The sequence below is a fragment of the Acidisoma sp. PAMC 29798 genome (assembly GCF_030252425.1).
GTDB classification, from domain to species: Bacteria; Pseudomonadota; Alphaproteobacteria; order Acetobacterales; family Acetobacteraceae; genus Acidisoma; species Acidisoma cladoniae.
On record NZ_CP126994.1, the window covers coordinates 2790787 to 2805590 of the forward strand.

General features: G+C 65.4%; 14 protein-coding genes. 12 read left to right on the plus strand and 2 right to left on the minus strand.

What is annotated here, in order from left to right:
- Window positions 1-81 precede the first annotated feature (81 nt).
- Window positions 82-3831, plus strand: a complete 3750-nt coding sequence (locus tag QP803_RS13465) for a hydantoinase B/oxoprolinase family protein (RefSeq protein ID WP_284943981.1) — start codon at window positions 82-84, stop codon at window positions 3829-3831.
- Window positions 3832-4007: 176 nt separating this feature from the next.
- On the opposite strand, the gene phnF is transcribed toward QP803_RS13465, so the two are convergent.
- On the minus strand, window positions 4008-4724 hold the full coding sequence (gene phnF, locus QP803_RS13470) for a phosphonate metabolism transcriptional regulator PhnF (RefSeq protein ID WP_284943982.1): 717 nt from the start codon (window positions 4722-4724) through the stop codon (window positions 4008-4010).
- Between the two features lie 155 nt (window positions 4725-4879).
- Between phnF and QP803_RS13475 the strand changes: the two genes are divergently transcribed.
- From QP803_RS13475 to phnE, 3 genes are read left to right on the plus strand one after another with little or no spacing between them, the layout of a single operon-like run.
- On the plus strand, window positions 4880-5788 hold the full coding sequence (locus tag QP803_RS13475) for a phosphate/phosphite/phosphonate ABC transporter substrate-binding protein (RefSeq protein WP_284943983.1): 909 nt from the start codon (window positions 4880-4882) through the stop codon (window positions 5786-5788).
- Window positions 5785-6570 carry a phosphonate ABC transporter ATP-binding protein gene (locus QP803_RS13480; RefSeq protein WP_284943984.1) on the plus strand — a complete coding sequence of 262 codons (786 nt, stop codon included), beginning with the start codon at window positions 5785-5787 and terminating at the stop codon, window positions 6568-6570. The genes QP803_RS13475 and QP803_RS13480 overlap by 4 nt, the downstream gene beginning before the upstream one ends.
- On the plus strand, window positions 6567-7361 hold the full coding sequence (gene phnE, locus QP803_RS13485; protein WP_284943985.1) for a phosphonate ABC transporter, permease protein PhnE: 795 nt from the start codon (window positions 6567-6569) through the stop codon (window positions 7359-7361). The genes QP803_RS13480 and phnE overlap by 4 nt, the downstream gene beginning before the upstream one ends.
- 6 nt (window positions 7362-7367) lie before the next feature.
- Here phnE and QP803_RS13490 read toward each other — a convergent pair whose 3' ends face one another.
- Window positions 7368-8507: an alpha-D-ribose 1-methylphosphonate 5-triphosphate diphosphatase gene (locus QP803_RS13490; protein ID WP_284943986.1), complete on the minus strand. Its 1140-nt coding sequence runs from the start codon at window positions 8505-8507 to the stop codon at window positions 7368-7370.
- A gap of 81 nt (window positions 8508-8588) precedes the next feature.
- Between QP803_RS13490 and phnG the strand changes: the two genes are divergently transcribed.
- From phnG to phnN, 8 genes are read left to right on the plus strand one after another with little or no spacing between them, the layout of a single operon-like run.
- A complete protein-coding gene (phnG, locus tag QP803_RS13495) occupies window positions 8589-9047 on the plus strand; it encodes a phosphonate C-P lyase system protein PhnG (protein WP_284947915.1) in 459 nt (152 codons plus the stop codon).
- Window positions 9044-9616: a phosphonate C-P lyase system protein PhnH gene (phnH, locus tag QP803_RS13500; protein WP_284943987.1), complete on the plus strand. Its 573-nt coding sequence runs from the start codon at window positions 9044-9046 to the stop codon at window positions 9614-9616. Before phnG ends, phnH begins: the two co-directional genes overlap by 4 nt.
- A 2-nt stretch (window positions 9617-9618) precedes the next feature.
- The gene (locus QP803_RS13505) at window positions 9619-10707 is read left to right on the plus strand and encodes a carbon-phosphorus lyase complex subunit (protein WP_284943988.1); all 1089 of its coding nucleotides are present in this window, start codon (window positions 9619-9621) and stop codon (window positions 10705-10707) included.
- A complete protein-coding gene (locus tag QP803_RS13510) occupies window positions 10704-11555 on the plus strand; it encodes an alpha-D-ribose 1-methylphosphonate 5-phosphate C-P-lyase PhnJ (RefSeq protein WP_284943989.1) in 852 nt (283 codons plus the stop codon). The genes QP803_RS13505 and QP803_RS13510 overlap by 4 nt, the downstream gene beginning before the upstream one ends.
- The gene (phnK, locus tag QP803_RS13515; protein WP_350356029.1) at window positions 11552-12325 is read left to right on the plus strand and encodes a phosphonate C-P lyase system protein PhnK; all 774 of its coding nucleotides are present in this window, start codon (window positions 11552-11554) and stop codon (window positions 12323-12325) included. The genes QP803_RS13510 and phnK overlap by 4 nt, the downstream gene beginning before the upstream one ends.
- Entirely contained in the window at window positions 12322-13026 is a 705-nt protein-coding gene (gene phnL / locus QP803_RS13520) for a phosphonate C-P lyase system protein PhnL (RefSeq protein ID WP_284943990.1), read from the plus strand. Before phnK ends, phnL begins: the two co-directional genes overlap by 4 nt.
- Window positions 13023-14168, plus strand: a complete 1146-nt coding sequence (locus tag QP803_RS13525) for an alpha-D-ribose 1-methylphosphonate 5-triphosphate diphosphatase (protein WP_284943991.1) — start codon at window positions 13023-13025, stop codon at window positions 14166-14168. Before phnL ends, QP803_RS13525 begins: the two co-directional genes overlap by 4 nt.
- On the plus strand, window positions 14165-14713 hold the full coding sequence (phnN, locus tag QP803_RS13530) for a phosphonate metabolism protein/1,5-bisphosphokinase (PRPP-forming) PhnN (RefSeq protein WP_284943992.1): 549 nt from the start codon (window positions 14165-14167) through the stop codon (window positions 14711-14713). The genes QP803_RS13525 and phnN overlap by 4 nt, the downstream gene beginning before the upstream one ends.
- Window positions 14714-14804 lie beyond the last annotated feature (91 nt).

A 14804-nucleotide genomic window follows, 5' to 3' on the forward strand; every position in this document is an offset into this window, starting at 1 on the left:
TCAACGAGAATCGGATAATCCTTTACGACCGAGCCAAGCCTGTCATAATCATGTGCATACAAACGATTTGGAGCCCTGCCGATGAGCCGACGCGTGGCCGGAATCGATGTCGGTGGCACCTTCACCGACGTGCTGCTGTTTGATGAGGATGCAAGCGGCGGCCGTGTGCATTTCGCCAAGGTGCCGACCACGACAGCCAATCAGGCCGAGGGCGTGCTCGCCGGCATTCGCGCCACGGGGGCGACGGCGGCGGATCTCGACCTCATCATCCACGGCACCACGGTCACCACCAATGCGGTGCTGGAGCGGAAAGTCGCCCGCGTCGGCCTGATCACCACCATGGGCTTTCGCGACACTCTGGAAATCGGCAGGCGGACCCGCCCCAACCCTTACGGCATGGTCGGCGTCTTCGAGCCGCTGGTGCCCCGCGACCTGCGCCTGGAAGTGCCGGAGCGGATGAATGCCTCCGGCGAGGTCGTCACGGCGCTGGATGACGCCGCCGTGCTCAATGCCGTGCGGCAGTTGCGCGATGCCGGCTGTGAGGCGCTGGTCATTCATTTCCTTCATTCCTACGCCAATCCTGCGCATGAGCTGGCAGCTGGCCTTATCGCCGCTGCGCATTGGCCCAATGCCTACATCACGCTCGGCCATGCGCTGCTGTCGGAATATCGGGAATATGAGCGTGGCACGACGGCCTCTGTGAATGCCGCCGTGCAGCCGGTGCTCGACCGTTATCTGGAGCGGCTGACGGAAGGCCTGCGGCAGGATGGCTTTCGCCATGATCTGCTCGTCATGAATGGCAATGGCGGCACCATCGCGGCCCCCCTCGCGGCACGCGAAGCGGCCAAGACCGTCATGTCCGGCCCGGCCTCTGGCGTGATCGCTGCCGCCGCGACGCTGACGCAATCGGGCGTCGGCGATGCGGTTACCTATGACATGGGCGGCACGTCCAGCGACGTCGCGCTGATCAGCGGCGGATTGCCGGAAGTCTCCGCCGAACTCACCATCGATTACGGCTTGCCCATTCATGTGCCGATGGTCGATGTGCGCACAATCGGCGCGGGCGGCGGTTCCATCGCCTGGCTCGATGCCGCCGGCATGCTGCGCGTCGGGCCGCATAGCGCAGGCTCCACGCCCGGTCCCATCTGCTATGGGCGCGGCGGCACGCGGCCCACGATCACCGATGCAAACCTCGTGCTCGGCCGGCTTGATCCCGCAAAACTCACCATCACCGGCGCGCGTGTCACCGTCGATGATGTGCGGGCCATCTTCGAGGCGGTGCTCGCCAAACCGCTCGGCCTCACCGTCGATGAAGCCGCCGCCGCCGTCATTGCCCTCGGCAATGTCCATATGGCCGGCGCCATTCGCATGGTGTCCCTGTCGCGCGGGCGCGACCCGCGTGCGCTGACGCTGTTTGCGTTCGGCGGTGCCGGTCCGCTGCATGCCGTGGCCCTTGCGGCCGACCTGGGTATTCCTGAGGTGCTGATCCCCGCGCGGCCGGGTTTGACCAATGCGCTTGGTTGTCTCGTCGCCGATTTGCGCCAGGATTTCGTCAATACGCTCAATGTGCCGCTGGACCAGGCCGATATGGCGGAGGTGCATCGCGTCCTCGCCGATCAGGTGCGGCGGGGCCTTGCCGTCAATGCCGCGCAGCAGAGCGAGATTCAGCAGACGGAGGTCCGCCATTCGGCGGATATGCAGTTCCGGGGCCAGACACATCTGATCCGCGTGGCGATCCCCAACGCCGAGATCACGCGCGAGGCGTTGCAGAGCCTGTTCGAGGAGGCGTATTTCGCGCGCTTCGACATTCGCATGCCGGAAATCCGTGCCACGCTGGTCAATCTGAATACCTCAGTGACCGGTCATCGCACGCCGTTTCCAGTCGCCTCTCTGCTCGATCCGGCGGCCCGTGCCGCCACGCTTGAGCAAGCAAAGACCGGCACGCGGCGCGTTTTCGCGGCCGGCGCCTGGGCGGAAACGCCGGTCTATTGGCGCGATTCTCTGCCGCTGGATGCGGTGCTGACGGGGCCGGCCATCATCGAGCAGTCGGACACCACGAGTTTCATTGAACCGGGTGCCACGCTGCGGATCGATGCCATCGGCAACCTTCGTGTCCAAACCAATGGCGCGGTGACACTGGCGCGCGGCGGCGGCACCGATCCCTTGGCCCTGGCGGTGATCGAGGCCGGGCTGCAGCAGGTCTGCAATGAGATGGATCTCGCCTTCTCGCGCTCGGCCTTCTCGCCGGTCATCGCCGAAGCCGATGACCGGTCGGACGGGATCTATGACGCCGAAACCGGGGCTTTGATCGCGCAAGGCGAACTCGGCCTGCCCGTCTTCGTGGGCGTGATGCAATATTCTACGGGCGAGATCATTCGACTCATTCGCGAAGGTGAAGTCGGCGCACCCGAGCCGGGCGATATCTATATCGTCAATGACCCCTATCTCGGCGGCACGCATCTGATGGATGTGCGCTTCGCCATGCCCTTCTTCCATGACGGGAAACTGGTCTGCTGGTTGCAGAATACCGGCCATTGGCCGGATACGGGCGGCATGACGCCGGGCGGATTTTCGGCCCATGCGACCGAGGTCGAGCAGGAAGGGCTGCGGCTACCACCGGTCAAACTCTTTAAGAAAGGAAATATCGATCGCGAAATCCTGTCGATCATCAACTCCAATATTCGGGTGGCCGATCAGCGCATCGGCGATATCAAGGCGCAGGTGTCCGCCCTCAAAATTGGCGAGCGCCGCTTGCGCGAGGTTCTGGCGCGCTACGGTCTGCCGGTTGTGCAGACCGTCATCGCCGAGATGAAGACGCGCGCCTCCAACCTCATGCGCGCCAAGCTCACCGGCATTCCCGACGGCGTCTATGACAGCGAGGCCTTCGTCGATTCGGATGGCGTGGTCAACGAACCGCTGCGCATCGCCCTGACGATGACCAAGGCGGAGGGTGTGCTGACCTTCGACTTTTCGAAATCCTCCCTGCCCTGTCGGGGGCCGATGAATTCGGTCTTCGCGACGACGCTCTCCTCCGTCTATCTCGCTGTGCGGCATGTCTTCCCCGATGTGCCGCTGAATGCCGGCGCCTTCGAGCCGCTGCGCATTCCACGGCCGGAAGGCACCTTCCTTGATGCGCGCTATCCGCGCCCGGTGTCGGGCTGCGCGGCCGAAGTCTCCCAGCGCATCGCGGAATCCGTTTTCCTCGCCCTGGTGCAGGCAATTCCCAGTCTCGTCACGGCGGCGCCAGCGGGGTCATCGGGCAATTTCGCCCTCGGCGGCACCGACCCCAAACGCGGCACGTCTTATGTGATGTATCAAATTTCCGGCGGCGGCTATGGCGGCAATGCGTTGCATGACGGGCTGACGAATGGCTGCTCGACGATCGGAATTTCCAAGACACCGCCGGTGGAAGTCATGGAGCAATATTACCCGATTCTATTCCGGCGGTTTTCCTTGCGCGACGGATCCGGTGGCGCGGGGCAGCATCGCGGCGGCTTCGGAGTGCATTACGAGGTGGAGATTTTGCGCGGCGAAGCCACCGCGAGCTTCGTCATGGATCACGGCCGTTTCGGGCCGCCGGGTGTGCTCGGCGGCGGTGACGGCGCGCGCAACATCGTGCGGGTTCATCGCGGCGGCGAGACCTATATTCCCGCGCATCTGTCCAAGGACCAGAATATTCGGGTCGTCGCCGGGGACCGGGTCGAGGTGATGACGCCGGGCGGTGGGGGGTATGGGAATGCCGCGGCACGGCCGGCGGCTTTGGTCGCGCGAGATCTGGCGCGCGGGTATTATACGGCGGAGGAAGCGGCGGCGTTGTGGCCACAAAAATGAGGCACCCGGAAACGGTTTCGGCGGAATACGCTGCACTTTTCCGCCCTACGACCTAGACGGCGTGCGGGCGCCATAACGGGTAGGTTCGCGCATCAAGTGCGCGAATGACGAAGTTGAGTTGTAGGGCGGAAGAGCGAAGCGTTATCCGCCAAAAACGGGCGCTACCCAAACCTCTCTCACGTCGCGATCAGAACCTGAAGTCTCTGCCCGGCCGCGCGGGACACGCCGAATTCGATCGCGCGGCCCTCCTCGTCCTGGTTCACGGCCTCCATGACCAGAACCGGCTCGTCCGTGCGTTGGCGCAACAGCACCGCTTCCTCCGGCGTTGGCAGTCTGGTCCAAATCCGGGTGCTGCGGCGGGTATAGTCAGCCACGCCGAAGGCACGAAAGGCCGCGGTCAGCGAGTTCGTTTCGCGAAACGCCGCGTCGATACCGCGAAATCGGGGCGCGGGAAGATAGGCCGTATGCACCGTCAGGGGCTGGCCATTCGCCCGGCGCAAAATCTCCAGCACCATCACGGGTGATTCGGACGGCAGGCCAAGGATCTCGGAGACCTCGGCCGTGGCGAGCGTTTCCCGCGACGCCAACAACTCCCCGTCCGGCAACACGCTCTGGCGTGACAGAATCTCGCTGAAGCGCGTGCGGGCGCCGAGCTGATACTCCACCAGCGGCACGGGCCGCACGAAGGTGCCACGACCGTGCTGAACACTCACGAGGCCGGCCGCCGACAGGGCGCCCACAGCCTGCCGCAGCGTGTGCCGGTTGACGCCGAACCTTTGGGCGAGCGCCGTTTCCGTCGGCAGGCGCGCGCCGGCCTCGACGGTGCCGGACGCGATCTCGGCGGCCAGCACATCCGCGATCCGCTGCCATATCACGACGCGGGGTAACCGCATTCCAAGCCCCTCTAAGCCATCGGGAGGAAGGCTTCTCCCGATATTCATCTAGATGTCAAAAGTCTCCGGCGATCCTCCGGCTATACAGCCGCCATCACGCCGCAGGCGGAAGCCGCCCCGGTCCATCGCCGTGCCACATCGAAGGACGATTCGACATGCGCAAGTTTCTCAAAGGCTCCTGCAGCCAGGCTCTTTATGGCGTGGCGGCCCTTCTGGCCACTGCCGGCACCGCCATGGCGGCGAATGACTGCCCCAACGGCGTGCTGCATTACGGCGTGGTGCCCTTCGATGCCTCGGCCTCCTTCGTGCCGCTGTATCACCGCATCGGCGCGCTGATCTCCGCCAAGCTGGGCTGCCCGGTCGATGTCGAAATCGGCACCAGCTATACCGCGACGATCGAGGCGATGCGCGCCGGTAAGGTCGATGCCGCCGAGTTCGGTCCCCTCAGCTACGTCCTTGCCCATCAGATCGCCGATGCCCAGGTCGTCGCGACCTATGAGACCAAGGACGGCAAGCCCGATACCTATACCGCGAGCGTTGTCACCTGGCCCGATTCGGGCATCACCACCCTGAAGGGCGTCGCCGGCCACACCTTCGCCTATTCTGACCCGGCGTCCACCTCTGGCCATCTGTTCCCGGCCTATGCGCTGAAGAGCCATGGCATCGACCCTGACCACGGCGTGCGCGCCATCTACGCCGGCAGCCACACCGCGAGCTTCGAGGCGATTCTGAACCACAAGGTTCAGGCCGGCGAAATGAACAGCCCCGAAATCGCCTCCGCCACCGTCGCCGGCATATACAAGCCGTCTGACTTCGTGACGCTCTGGACCAGCCAGCCCATTCCGCAGGACCCCATCTCCGTTCGCGGCAACCTGCCGCCGGCTTTCAAGGCCAAGCTGACCGCCATCTTGCAGACCCTCGATCTCAGCAGCATCCCGCCCGATATGGTCAAGCTGACCGGCCTGAAGGGCAAGGGCTATGTCGCCCAGGACGACAGCGCCTTCGACGGCATTCGCAGCCTGGTCAGCGTGCTTCACCTCGACCTCGCCAAGATGGGCTCATGAGCCCAGAGCCGGTCGATCCTTCGGCATTGATCGCCGTTTCCAGCTTGGCCATGTGCTACCCCACGGGGCGCATGGCTTTGACGGATACGTCGCTCTCCCTCGCTGCGGGCGAGCTGGTTGTCATTCTCGGTGCCAATGGCTGCGGCAAGTCCACGCTGCTGCGGTGCATCGCCGGAATGCTCCAGCCCACGGCCGGCACAGTCCATGTCGCAGGTCGCCAGATCAGTGGCCTCACGGGCTCTGGTCTGGCGGATGCACGGCTCGCGATGGGCATGGTGTTCCAGAACGCCCATCTCGTGAAACGACGCAGCGTCGTTGCCAATGTGATGACCGGCACGCTTGGCCGGCATCGCACCCTGGCGACGGCATTCGGTCGCCTGCCGAAAGGCGAAGTGCCGCATGCCATGGCCTGCCTTGATCAGGTGGGTTTGGCGGCCTTCGCGGAGCAGCGCGCCAGCACTCTGTCTGGCGGGCAGGCGCAGCGCGTTTCGGTCGCGCGCGCCTTGGCGCAACGGCCGCGCGCTTTGCTGGCGGATGAGCCGGTGGCGAGCCTCGACCCCGATGCGTCCGAGGAGTTGATGACCCTGCTGCGCCGCGTGGCGCATGAGGACGGTATCGGCGTGCTATGCGTCTTGCATCAGCCGGAACTGGCGCGGCGTTATGCCGACCGACTTCTCGGCATGAAAGACGGCGCCATTCAGTTTGAGGGCAAGCCCGCCCAGGTGCGGGAGCAGCAAGTCAGCGCGCTTTACAGCAAGCCGCAGCAGAAGCTCGCGGCATGAGCGCCACCCTCACGCGACAGCCGATGAACGAGTCGCGGCGAAGCGCCTTGTCCTTCGTCATTGTCTTCGTCTGCATCGCCGCCTTCATTCAGGCGGCCATCGTTGTTCATGCGCGGCCGCAGGATCTCATCACCGGCGCGCACGGCATCGCTGATATCCTGCGTCGATCCTGGCCGCCTGATATCGCCGGCTTGCCGGATATGCTGTGGCCCGCGCTGGAGACGATCGATATCGCCCTGTTCGGCACAGCGGTCGCGGTGATCTTCGCGCTGCCCCTGGCCCTGCTCGCGGCGCGCAACACCACACCGGCGACGCCGGTTTACGTCATCTCGCGCATGTTCATCGCCCTCGCGCGTGTCGTGCCCGATCTTGTATGGGCCTTGATCTTCGTGACGGCCGTGGGCCTCGGGCCGTTTCCCGGCACCCTCGCCATCATGCTCCACAGCATCGGCATGCTCGGCCGGCTCTTTTCAGAAGTGATCGAGGATATGGACATGGGGCCGGTAGAGGCCCTGACGATGACGGGCGCGAGCCGCATGGCGGTCTTCAGCCACGCCGTGGTGCCAACGGTGATCCCGTCGCTGCTCGGCATCACGCTCTATCGCCTCGACGAGAATATCCGCTCCTCCCTCGTGCTCGGCTTCGTCGGCGCCGGCGGCATTGGCTTCCTGCTGCTGACGTCGATGGAGCTGTTCCAGTATCGCACCGTCGCGATGCTGCTCATCCTCACCTTCGTCATCGTCATCGTCGCCGAGCGCGGCTCCGCCGCCTTGCGGCAGCGGATCTCGTAGGCGCCGTCAGTGCAGACGCGCCGCCCCCTCCGCCGTGAGATGGGCGACGCGACCACCGGCGATGGTAGCGACAATACGCGGCGCCGGCGTGGCGGCCACCAGCACCAGATCGGCGCGCAGGCCGGGGGCGATATGGCCCCGGTCTGTCAGGCCGGCAGCGGCAGCGGGATTGGCCGAGATCAGGTCCCAGCGCTTACCCAACCCATCAGACCGTTCCGCGAGAATGAACGCCGCCTGCAGCAGTGCGGGATAGAAATAGTCGCTGGTCAGGATGTGGCAGAGGCCCGCCTCGACCATCGTCGCCGCCGAGGCCCAACCCATGTGGGAGCCGCCGCGCACGACATTGGGGCTGCCCATGACCACCCAATCTCCGGCCTCGGTCGCGGCACGGGCGGTCGGCTCGTTCATCGGGAAGTCGGAGATGCGCGCGCCTTCGGCGCGGAACTCGGCCCGCTTTTCGACGCTCGGGTCATCATGGCTTGCGATCGGCAGGCCGGCCGCGCGGGCCGCCGCCGTGATGCGGGCATGGGCCGCCGGCACCTCAGACACACGGGCCGCAACGCCCGCCAACAAAGCCTGGAAGGCATCAGGTGTCATCCCGGCCCGCTCGCTGTATTTCGCGGCCGCAGCCGGATCCGCGATCTTGCGCACCATCCCCGGCGTGTGATCGTTGAAGGCCAGCAGATGCACCTCGCCCGCGTCGATGGCGGCGATGGCGAGGTCGAGCGCATCCAGATTATAGGCCTCCCACCGCAGATGGATGCGCATATCGCACATCTGGCGCGGGCGGTTCGCGGCGAGTGCCGCCAGCAGCAACGCCCAGGTCTCCTTGCTGCGCAGCCCGTGCTCCCAACTCAGCGTCACGCCATGGAAGGCCGTGGTGATGCCATTGGCGAGCAATTGCGCCTCGGTTTCCGCCAAAGCGAGATCCATTGGGAAAGCGACACCGGGGCGGGGCTGAATCTGCCGCTCAAAGGCGTCGCCATGCAGATCGACGATGCCGGGCAGCACCAGCAAGCCGCTCGCATCAAGCCGTCGGCCGCCTGCGCCCTTCTCCACGATCAGGCCGCCATCCGTATGGATGTCGGCGGGTGTGAGGCCGCGCTCGGGCAGCAGCGCCTCTCCGCCGGTAATGCTCAGGCTCATGGTTTGAAGTCTCCGATTGACGAATTGACACTAGCGGAGTGTAGCGTATTGTCTAGACGTCTAGATGAATTTCAGGTGACCATGACGACCGAGAATGACATCACCCGCCGCCGTCAACACTGGATGGCCGTGCTCGCCAAGTCCGAGGTCTCGGCAATCGAGGCGCGTCTGAGCGAGCTCGCGCCGCTGCCCGGTCATACACGGCTGCGCGGTCCGGAAACGGGTCTGGTCATGGTACAGGGCCGCGCCGGCGGCAGCGGCAGCGCCTTCAACCTGGGTGAAATGACGGTCACGCGCTGCACCGTGCATAATGCGCGCGGCGTGCTCGGCCACGCCTATATCGCCGGGCGGGACAGCCGAAAGGCCGAGCTGGCGGCGGCGCTGGATGCCGCCTTGCAGGACCCGACCGAAGGCGCCGCCCTGGAACGCGCCGTGGTGGGTCCGCTGGCCGCCGCGCAGGCGGCAGCAGACGCCCGCGTCGCGGCGCAGGCCGCCACCACCAAAGTCGATTTCTTCACCTTGGCGACCATGCGCTCATGACCCTCGACCGTCCCGGCTTCGCAGACCCTGTGCAAGAAGCACAGGCCTGCTTCCGCTCCGTTCTCAACGCCATGTCCCACCCGGGCAGCATCGACACCGCCGCGCGCATGATCGCGGCCCCGCCGCTGGACGGCGCCACCGCCGCCGTTCTGCTGACGCTGGTGGATGCCGAGGTTTCCCTCTGGCTTGATGATGCGCTCGCCCCGAGCTGGGACTGGCTTGCCTTCCATGCCGGCGTCTTTCGCGCGCCGACCTTGGCAGACGCCGCTTTCGCCTGCGTCACCAGCCTGCCGCCCCTGTCGGCCTTCAACGCCGGCACCGACGCTGCGCCCGAAACCGCCGCGACCGTCATCCTGCAAGTGCCGGCGCTGACCGGCGGCCCGCGATTGACGCTGTACGGGCCAGGGTTGGAGGCACCGACGATCATCACGCCCCGAGGTTTGCCGACCGATTTCGTGGCGCAATGGGCGGCCAATCATCGTCTGTTTCCGCGCGGCGTGGACCTTATCCTCTGCGCAGGCGAGTCCTTCTGCGCCCTGCCCCGCAGCCTTCGCATTGGGGAGGGCTGAGCATGGCCTATGTCGCGGTCAAAGGCGGCGAGCGTGCGATCGACGCCGCTCATGCCTGGCTCGCCGAGGATCGGCGCGGCGATCCGGCGGTGCCCGAGGTCGGCACGGCGCAGATCGCCGCACAGCTCGGCCGTGCGGTGGACCGGGTGATGGCCGAAGGCTCGTGCTACGACCGAGATCTCGCGGCGCTCGCCATCAAGCAGGCGCAGGGCGATCTCATCGAAGCGAGCTTCCTGCTACGGGCTTATCGCACGACATTGCCGCGCTTCGCCGCCTCGACGCCCGTACAAACCTCGGAGATGCTGATCCGGCGGCGCATTTCGGCGATCTATAAGGATCTGCCGGGCGGCCAGGTGTTGGGGCCAACCTATGATTATACGCACCGGCTGCTCGACTTCTCTCTCGCCGTCGCGCGTGAGGCGGAAAGCCGCGCAGCGCATCCCGCCGTCGCTGACGAGCCCGCCATGCCGCGCGTGATGGATTTGCTGGATCAGGAAGGCCTGATCGCCGCCGAAACGCCCAAAAACCAGACGCCCGGTGACTTGACACGCGAGCCGCTCGCCTTTCCCGCAGATCGGGACTTGCGTTTGCAGGCCTTGGCCCGTGGCGATGAGGGTTTTCTTCTCGCCCTCGGCTATTCTACGCAGCGCGGCTACGGCAATACCCATCCCTTCGTGGGCGAAATGCGCGTCGGTGACGTGGCGGTGGAGATCGTACCGCCGGAGCTCGGCTTCGCGATCGATATCGGTCGTATCACCCTCACGGAATGCGAAATGGTCAACCAGTTCGGCGGCTCCAAAACCGAGCCGGCGCAGTTCACGCGCGGCTATGGCCTGTGTTTCGGCCATGGCGAGCGTAAGGCCATGGGCATGGCCTTGGTGGACCGCGCCATGCGCGCGTCGGAGCTCGGGGAAGACGTGACGGCTCCGGCGCAGGATATCGAATTCGTCCTGTCCCATTGCGACAATATCGAAGCGACCGGCTTCGTGGAGCATCTGAAGCTGCCCCATTACGTCGATTTTCAAAGCGAACTCGAAACCGTTCGGCGGATGCGGGAAACCGCATTTGCCGAGGTGGAGAACGCAGCATGACCGGTTACAACTTCGCCTATTTGGATGAGCAGACAAAGCGGATGATCCGCCGCGCCATCCTGAAGGCCGTAGCGATCCCCGGCCATCAAGTGCCCTTCGGGGCGCGCGAAATGCCCCTGCCTTATGGCTGGGGTACCGGCGGCATTCAGGTGACGGCGGCCATTCTTGGCCAGGATGACGTGCTGAAGGTGATCGACCAGGGCGCAGATGATACCACAAACGCCGTATCCATCCGTCGCTTCTTCGCCCGTGTCGCGGGTGTGGAGACAACGACGCGGACGAGCGAAGCAACGGTCATCCAGACGCGCCATCGCATTCCCGAAACGCCGCTGCGGGCGGACCAGATTCTTGTCTATCAAGTGCCGCTGCCCGAGCCCCTCGCCAAGTTGGAGCATAGCCGCGCCGAAACCGCACAGATGCATGCCCTCGCCGAATACGGGCTGATGCATGTGAAGCTCTATGAGGATATCGCGCGCTTCGGCCATGTCGCGATCAGCTACGACTATCCGGTGATGGTGAATGGCCGCTACCTGATGTCGCCCTCACCCATTCCGGCCTTCGATACACCGAAGATGAACCGCATGCCGGCGCTGCAGCTTTTCGGCGCGGGCCGCGAAAAACGCATCTATGCCGTGCCGCCCTATACCGCCGTCGTGCCGCTCGACTTCGACGATCATCCCTTCCGCCTCACCCGTGCGCCCCATGCCTGCGCGCTGTGCGGCGCACGCGACAGCTACCTCGATGAAGTGGTGACAGACGATCGCGGCGGCCGGATGTTCCTCTGCTCGGACACCGATTATTGCGCCGGCCGACAGGAAGCCGCCGACGCGGCGGGAGAAGCCGCATGAGCGACGCGATGCTCGAAGCGCGTGATCTGCGCCTCACCTTCGGGCCGATCCATGCGCTGGACGGCGTGGCGGCGACGCTATGGCCGGGCGAGGTTCTGGCCATCGTCGGTGAAAGCGGTTCTGGCAAGACGACATTGCTCAATGTGCTGTCGGGTCGTGTCGCGCCCGATTCCGGCCATGTCCTCTACCGCGATCCTGAGGGCACGATCGAGGATGTGCATGCCATGGCGGCACCGAAGCTGCGGTCGCTGCATCGCTCGGATTGGGGGTTCATTCACCAAAACCCAAGGGACGCGCTGCGTATGGGCGTTTCGGCCGGCGGCAATGTCGGCGAGCGATTGATGGCGCAAGGCGCGCGCAACTATAGCGCCATTCGCGCCAGCGCCATCGACTGGCTGGGGCAGGTGGAAATCAGCGCGGACCGGATCGATGATCTGCCACGCACCTTTTCAGGCGGCATGCTGCAACGTTTGCAGATCGCGCGTACCCTCGCCACGCATCCCCGCCTGGTTTTCATGGATGAGCCGACCGGCGGGTTGGATGTCTCCGTGCAGGCACGGCTGCTCGACCTCATCCGCTCCCTTGTCGCGCGCCTCGGGATCGCCGTGGTTCTGGTTACGCATGACATCGCAGTGGCGCGGCTGCTTGCCGGACGCATTCTGGTCATGCGCCATGGCCAGGTGGTTGAAACGGGATTGACCGATCAAGTGCTCGACGATCCGCAGCATCCCTATACGCAGTTGCTCGTCAGTTCGGTGCTATCCGCATGAGCGCGCAACAGATGATGCGCACCGAAGGGTTGGGGAAATCCTTCACCCTACATTTGCAAAATGGGACGCGCATCCACGTTCTACGTGACATCGACATCACGCTGGATGCCGGCGAATGCGTTGTGCTGTCGGGGCCGTCCGGCACCGGCAAGTCCACCCTCATGCGCAGCCTCTATGGCAATTACCGCGCCGAGGCCGGACATATCATGATCCGTCATCGCGGCGATTGGGTGGATATCGCCCAGGCCGATCCGCGCCTGGTGCTGGAAGTGCGGCGCGAAACCCTGGGCTATGTCAGCCAATTCCTACGTGTGGTGCCGCGCGTCTCCACGCTCGACATTGTGGCAGAAGCACAGACGATGCGGGGTGCCACGCCCGAGGCGGCGCGCGCGGCAGCGCGGGCGATGCTGCTGCGCCTGAACCTGCCCGAAGCGCTGCACGCCCTGCCCCCCGCAACCTTTTCGGGCGGCGAGCAGCAGCGCGTGAATCTGGCGCGCGGCTTTCTCGGCGGCCACCCTATCCTGCTTCTCGACGAACCCACCGCTTCGCTTGACGCCGCCAACCGCGATGTGGTCATCGGCTTGGTAGCGGAGGCGAAAGCCGCCGGCACCGCCATCCTCGGCATCGTGCATGATGCGCCGACACGTGATGCCATCGCCAACCGTTTGTTCGCCCTCACCCCCCTTCAGGATGCGGCATGACCTATCAAGCGGAAACCGTGCTGACCAATGCCCGCTTGGTATTGAGCGATCATGTCGTGCTCGGAACCCTGGTGCTCCGCGGCGGATTGATCGCCGATATCGCCGAGGGCGCCTCCTCCCTGCCGGGCGCGTTGGATTTCGGCGGCGATATCCTGATGCCGGGAATCATCGACCTGCACACGGATAATCTGGAACGGCAGGTCGAGCCACGGGCCGGCGCGCGCTGGCCCTCCCGCTCCGCCTTCCTGGCGCATGACGGGCAATGCGCGGCGGCGGGTGTCACCACCGTTTTCGATGCGCTGTGCCTCGGCAATCTCGGCATCGACAAGGATGACCGCGCAAGGACCTTCCGCGAGGGCGTGTCCGACCTCACGGCCCTGTCGGGCTCAGGCCTGTTCAAATCCGACCATGTTCTGCATCTGCGCTGTGAATTGCCGGCAGCGGATATGCTGGACTCGCTTCACACCGTGGCTGAACATCCGCTTGTGCGTATGGTCAGTCTGATGGATCACACGCCGGGCGTCGGCCAATATGCCGACCTCGAACGCTTTCGCGCCCGCAAGCGGCGCGAGGGCATGGCCCCGTCGGACATCGAAGTCTTGATCGAACACCTCATGTCGCAGCGGGCCAAGCTGCGCGAACCCAATCGCCGCGCGCTGCTCGACCTGGTGCGGACGCTGCCGGTTGTGCTGGCAAGCCATGATGATGAGACGGTCGAGGAAATCGCCGACAACCACGCGGACGGCATCACCATCAGCGAATTCCCCGTACGCCTGGCCGCCGCGCGCGCCGCGAAAAGCCATGGCATGGACGTCATTGCGGGTGCGCCCAATATCGTGCGCGGCGGATCGCATTCGGGGAATGTCTCTGCCGCCGAGATGCTGGCGGCTGGCGCCGTGGACGCTCTCGCTTCGGATTACGTGCCGCCGGCTCTGGTGGAAGCCTGTTTCGTCGCCGCCGATGCAGGCCTGCCGCTGGCTGCCGCGGTGGCGCTGATCACATCCGGCCCCGCCCGCCTCGCGGGCCTCAAGGATCGTGGTCGCCTCATGCCCGGCCTGCGCGCCGACCTTGTGCGCGTGCGACGATACGAGGGCCTGGCCGCGCCCATGGCCGTCTGGCGGCAGGGTGAGCGCGTCGCGTGAGCGGCTTGCTGGTCCTGGTGGTGGGGCCGTCCGGCTCCGGCAAGGATACGCTGCTCGCTGGCGCCGCGAGGACACTGGCACATGATGGGCGCTTCCGTTTTGCGCGGCGGATGGTGACACGGCCAGTCGCACAGGAAATGCTGGAAGAGGCCTTGGATGTCGCAGCCTTCGCCCGCGCGCGGGATGCCGGCCGCTTCGCATTGCATTGGGAAGCGCATGGCCTGCATTACGGAATTCCGGCGGACATCGCGGATGACATCGCCGCCGAGCGTGTCGTCATCGCCAATGTCTCTCGCGCCGTGCTGGCAGAGGCGGCGTCGCGCTATGCCGCTGCGGTGATCGAGGTTACCGCGCCGGATCATGTCCGGGCCGATCGACTCCGGGCGCGTGGGCGCGAGACGAGCGCAGATATCGCGGCGCGTTTGGCGCGGGATGTGCCACGACCTGAAGGGTTGCGGACGTATACCATTATGAATGACAGGACGGTCGCGGAAGGCATCGATGCCTTCGCGTCATGTCTCCGGCGGTTGGGGCATGGCGGATAACGCTGCGCTCATCCGCCCTACATCAGAACCGTAGGGCGGAAAAGCACAGCGTATTCCGCCGCGTGACGCAGCATCGCACGGCGGAATACGA

What these genes read in the sequence shown, in the direction of transcription:
- QP803_RS13465 (WP_284943981.1), top strand. Translation starts at nt 82, where the DNA reads ATGAGCCGACGCGTGGCCGGAATCGATGTCGGTGGCACCTTCACCGAC.
- phnF (WP_284943982.1), bottom strand. Translation starts at nt 4,724, where the DNA reads ATGCGGTTACCCCGCGTCGTGATATGGCAGCGGATCGCGGATGTGCTG.
- QP803_RS13475 (WP_284943983.1), top strand. Translation starts at nt 4,880, where the DNA reads ATGCGCAAGTTTCTCAAAGGCTCCTGCAGCCAGGCTCTTTATGGCGTG.
- QP803_RS13480 (WP_284943984.1), top strand. Translation starts at nt 5,785, where the DNA reads ATGAGCCCAGAGCCGGTCGATCCTTCGGCATTGATCGCCGTTTCCAGC.
- phnE (WP_284943985.1), top strand. Translation starts at nt 6,567, where the DNA reads ATGAGCGCCACCCTCACGCGACAGCCGATGAACGAGTCGCGGCGAAGC.
- QP803_RS13490 (WP_284943986.1), bottom strand. Translation starts at nt 8,507, where the DNA reads ATGAGCCTGAGCATTACCGGCGGAGAGGCGCTGCTGCCCGAGCGCGGC.
- phnG (WP_284947915.1), top strand. Translation starts at nt 8,589, where the DNA reads ATGACGACCGAGAATGACATCACCCGCCGCCGTCAACACTGGATGGCC.
- phnH (WP_284943987.1), top strand. Translation starts at nt 9,044, where the DNA reads ATGACCCTCGACCGTCCCGGCTTCGCAGACCCTGTGCAAGAAGCACAG.
- QP803_RS13505 (WP_284943988.1), top strand. Translation starts at nt 9,619, where the DNA reads ATGGCCTATGTCGCGGTCAAAGGCGGCGAGCGTGCGATCGACGCCGCT.
- QP803_RS13510 (WP_284943989.1), top strand. Translation starts at nt 10,704, where the DNA reads ATGACCGGTTACAACTTCGCCTATTTGGATGAGCAGACAAAGCGGATG.
- phnK (WP_350356029.1), top strand. Translation starts at nt 11,552, where the DNA reads ATGAGCGACGCGATGCTCGAAGCGCGTGATCTGCGCCTCACCTTCGGG.
- phnL (WP_284943990.1), top strand. Translation starts at nt 12,322, where the DNA reads ATGAGCGCGCAACAGATGATGCGCACCGAAGGGTTGGGGAAATCCTTC.
- QP803_RS13525 (WP_284943991.1), top strand. Translation starts at nt 13,023, where the DNA reads ATGACCTATCAAGCGGAAACCGTGCTGACCAATGCCCGCTTGGTATTG.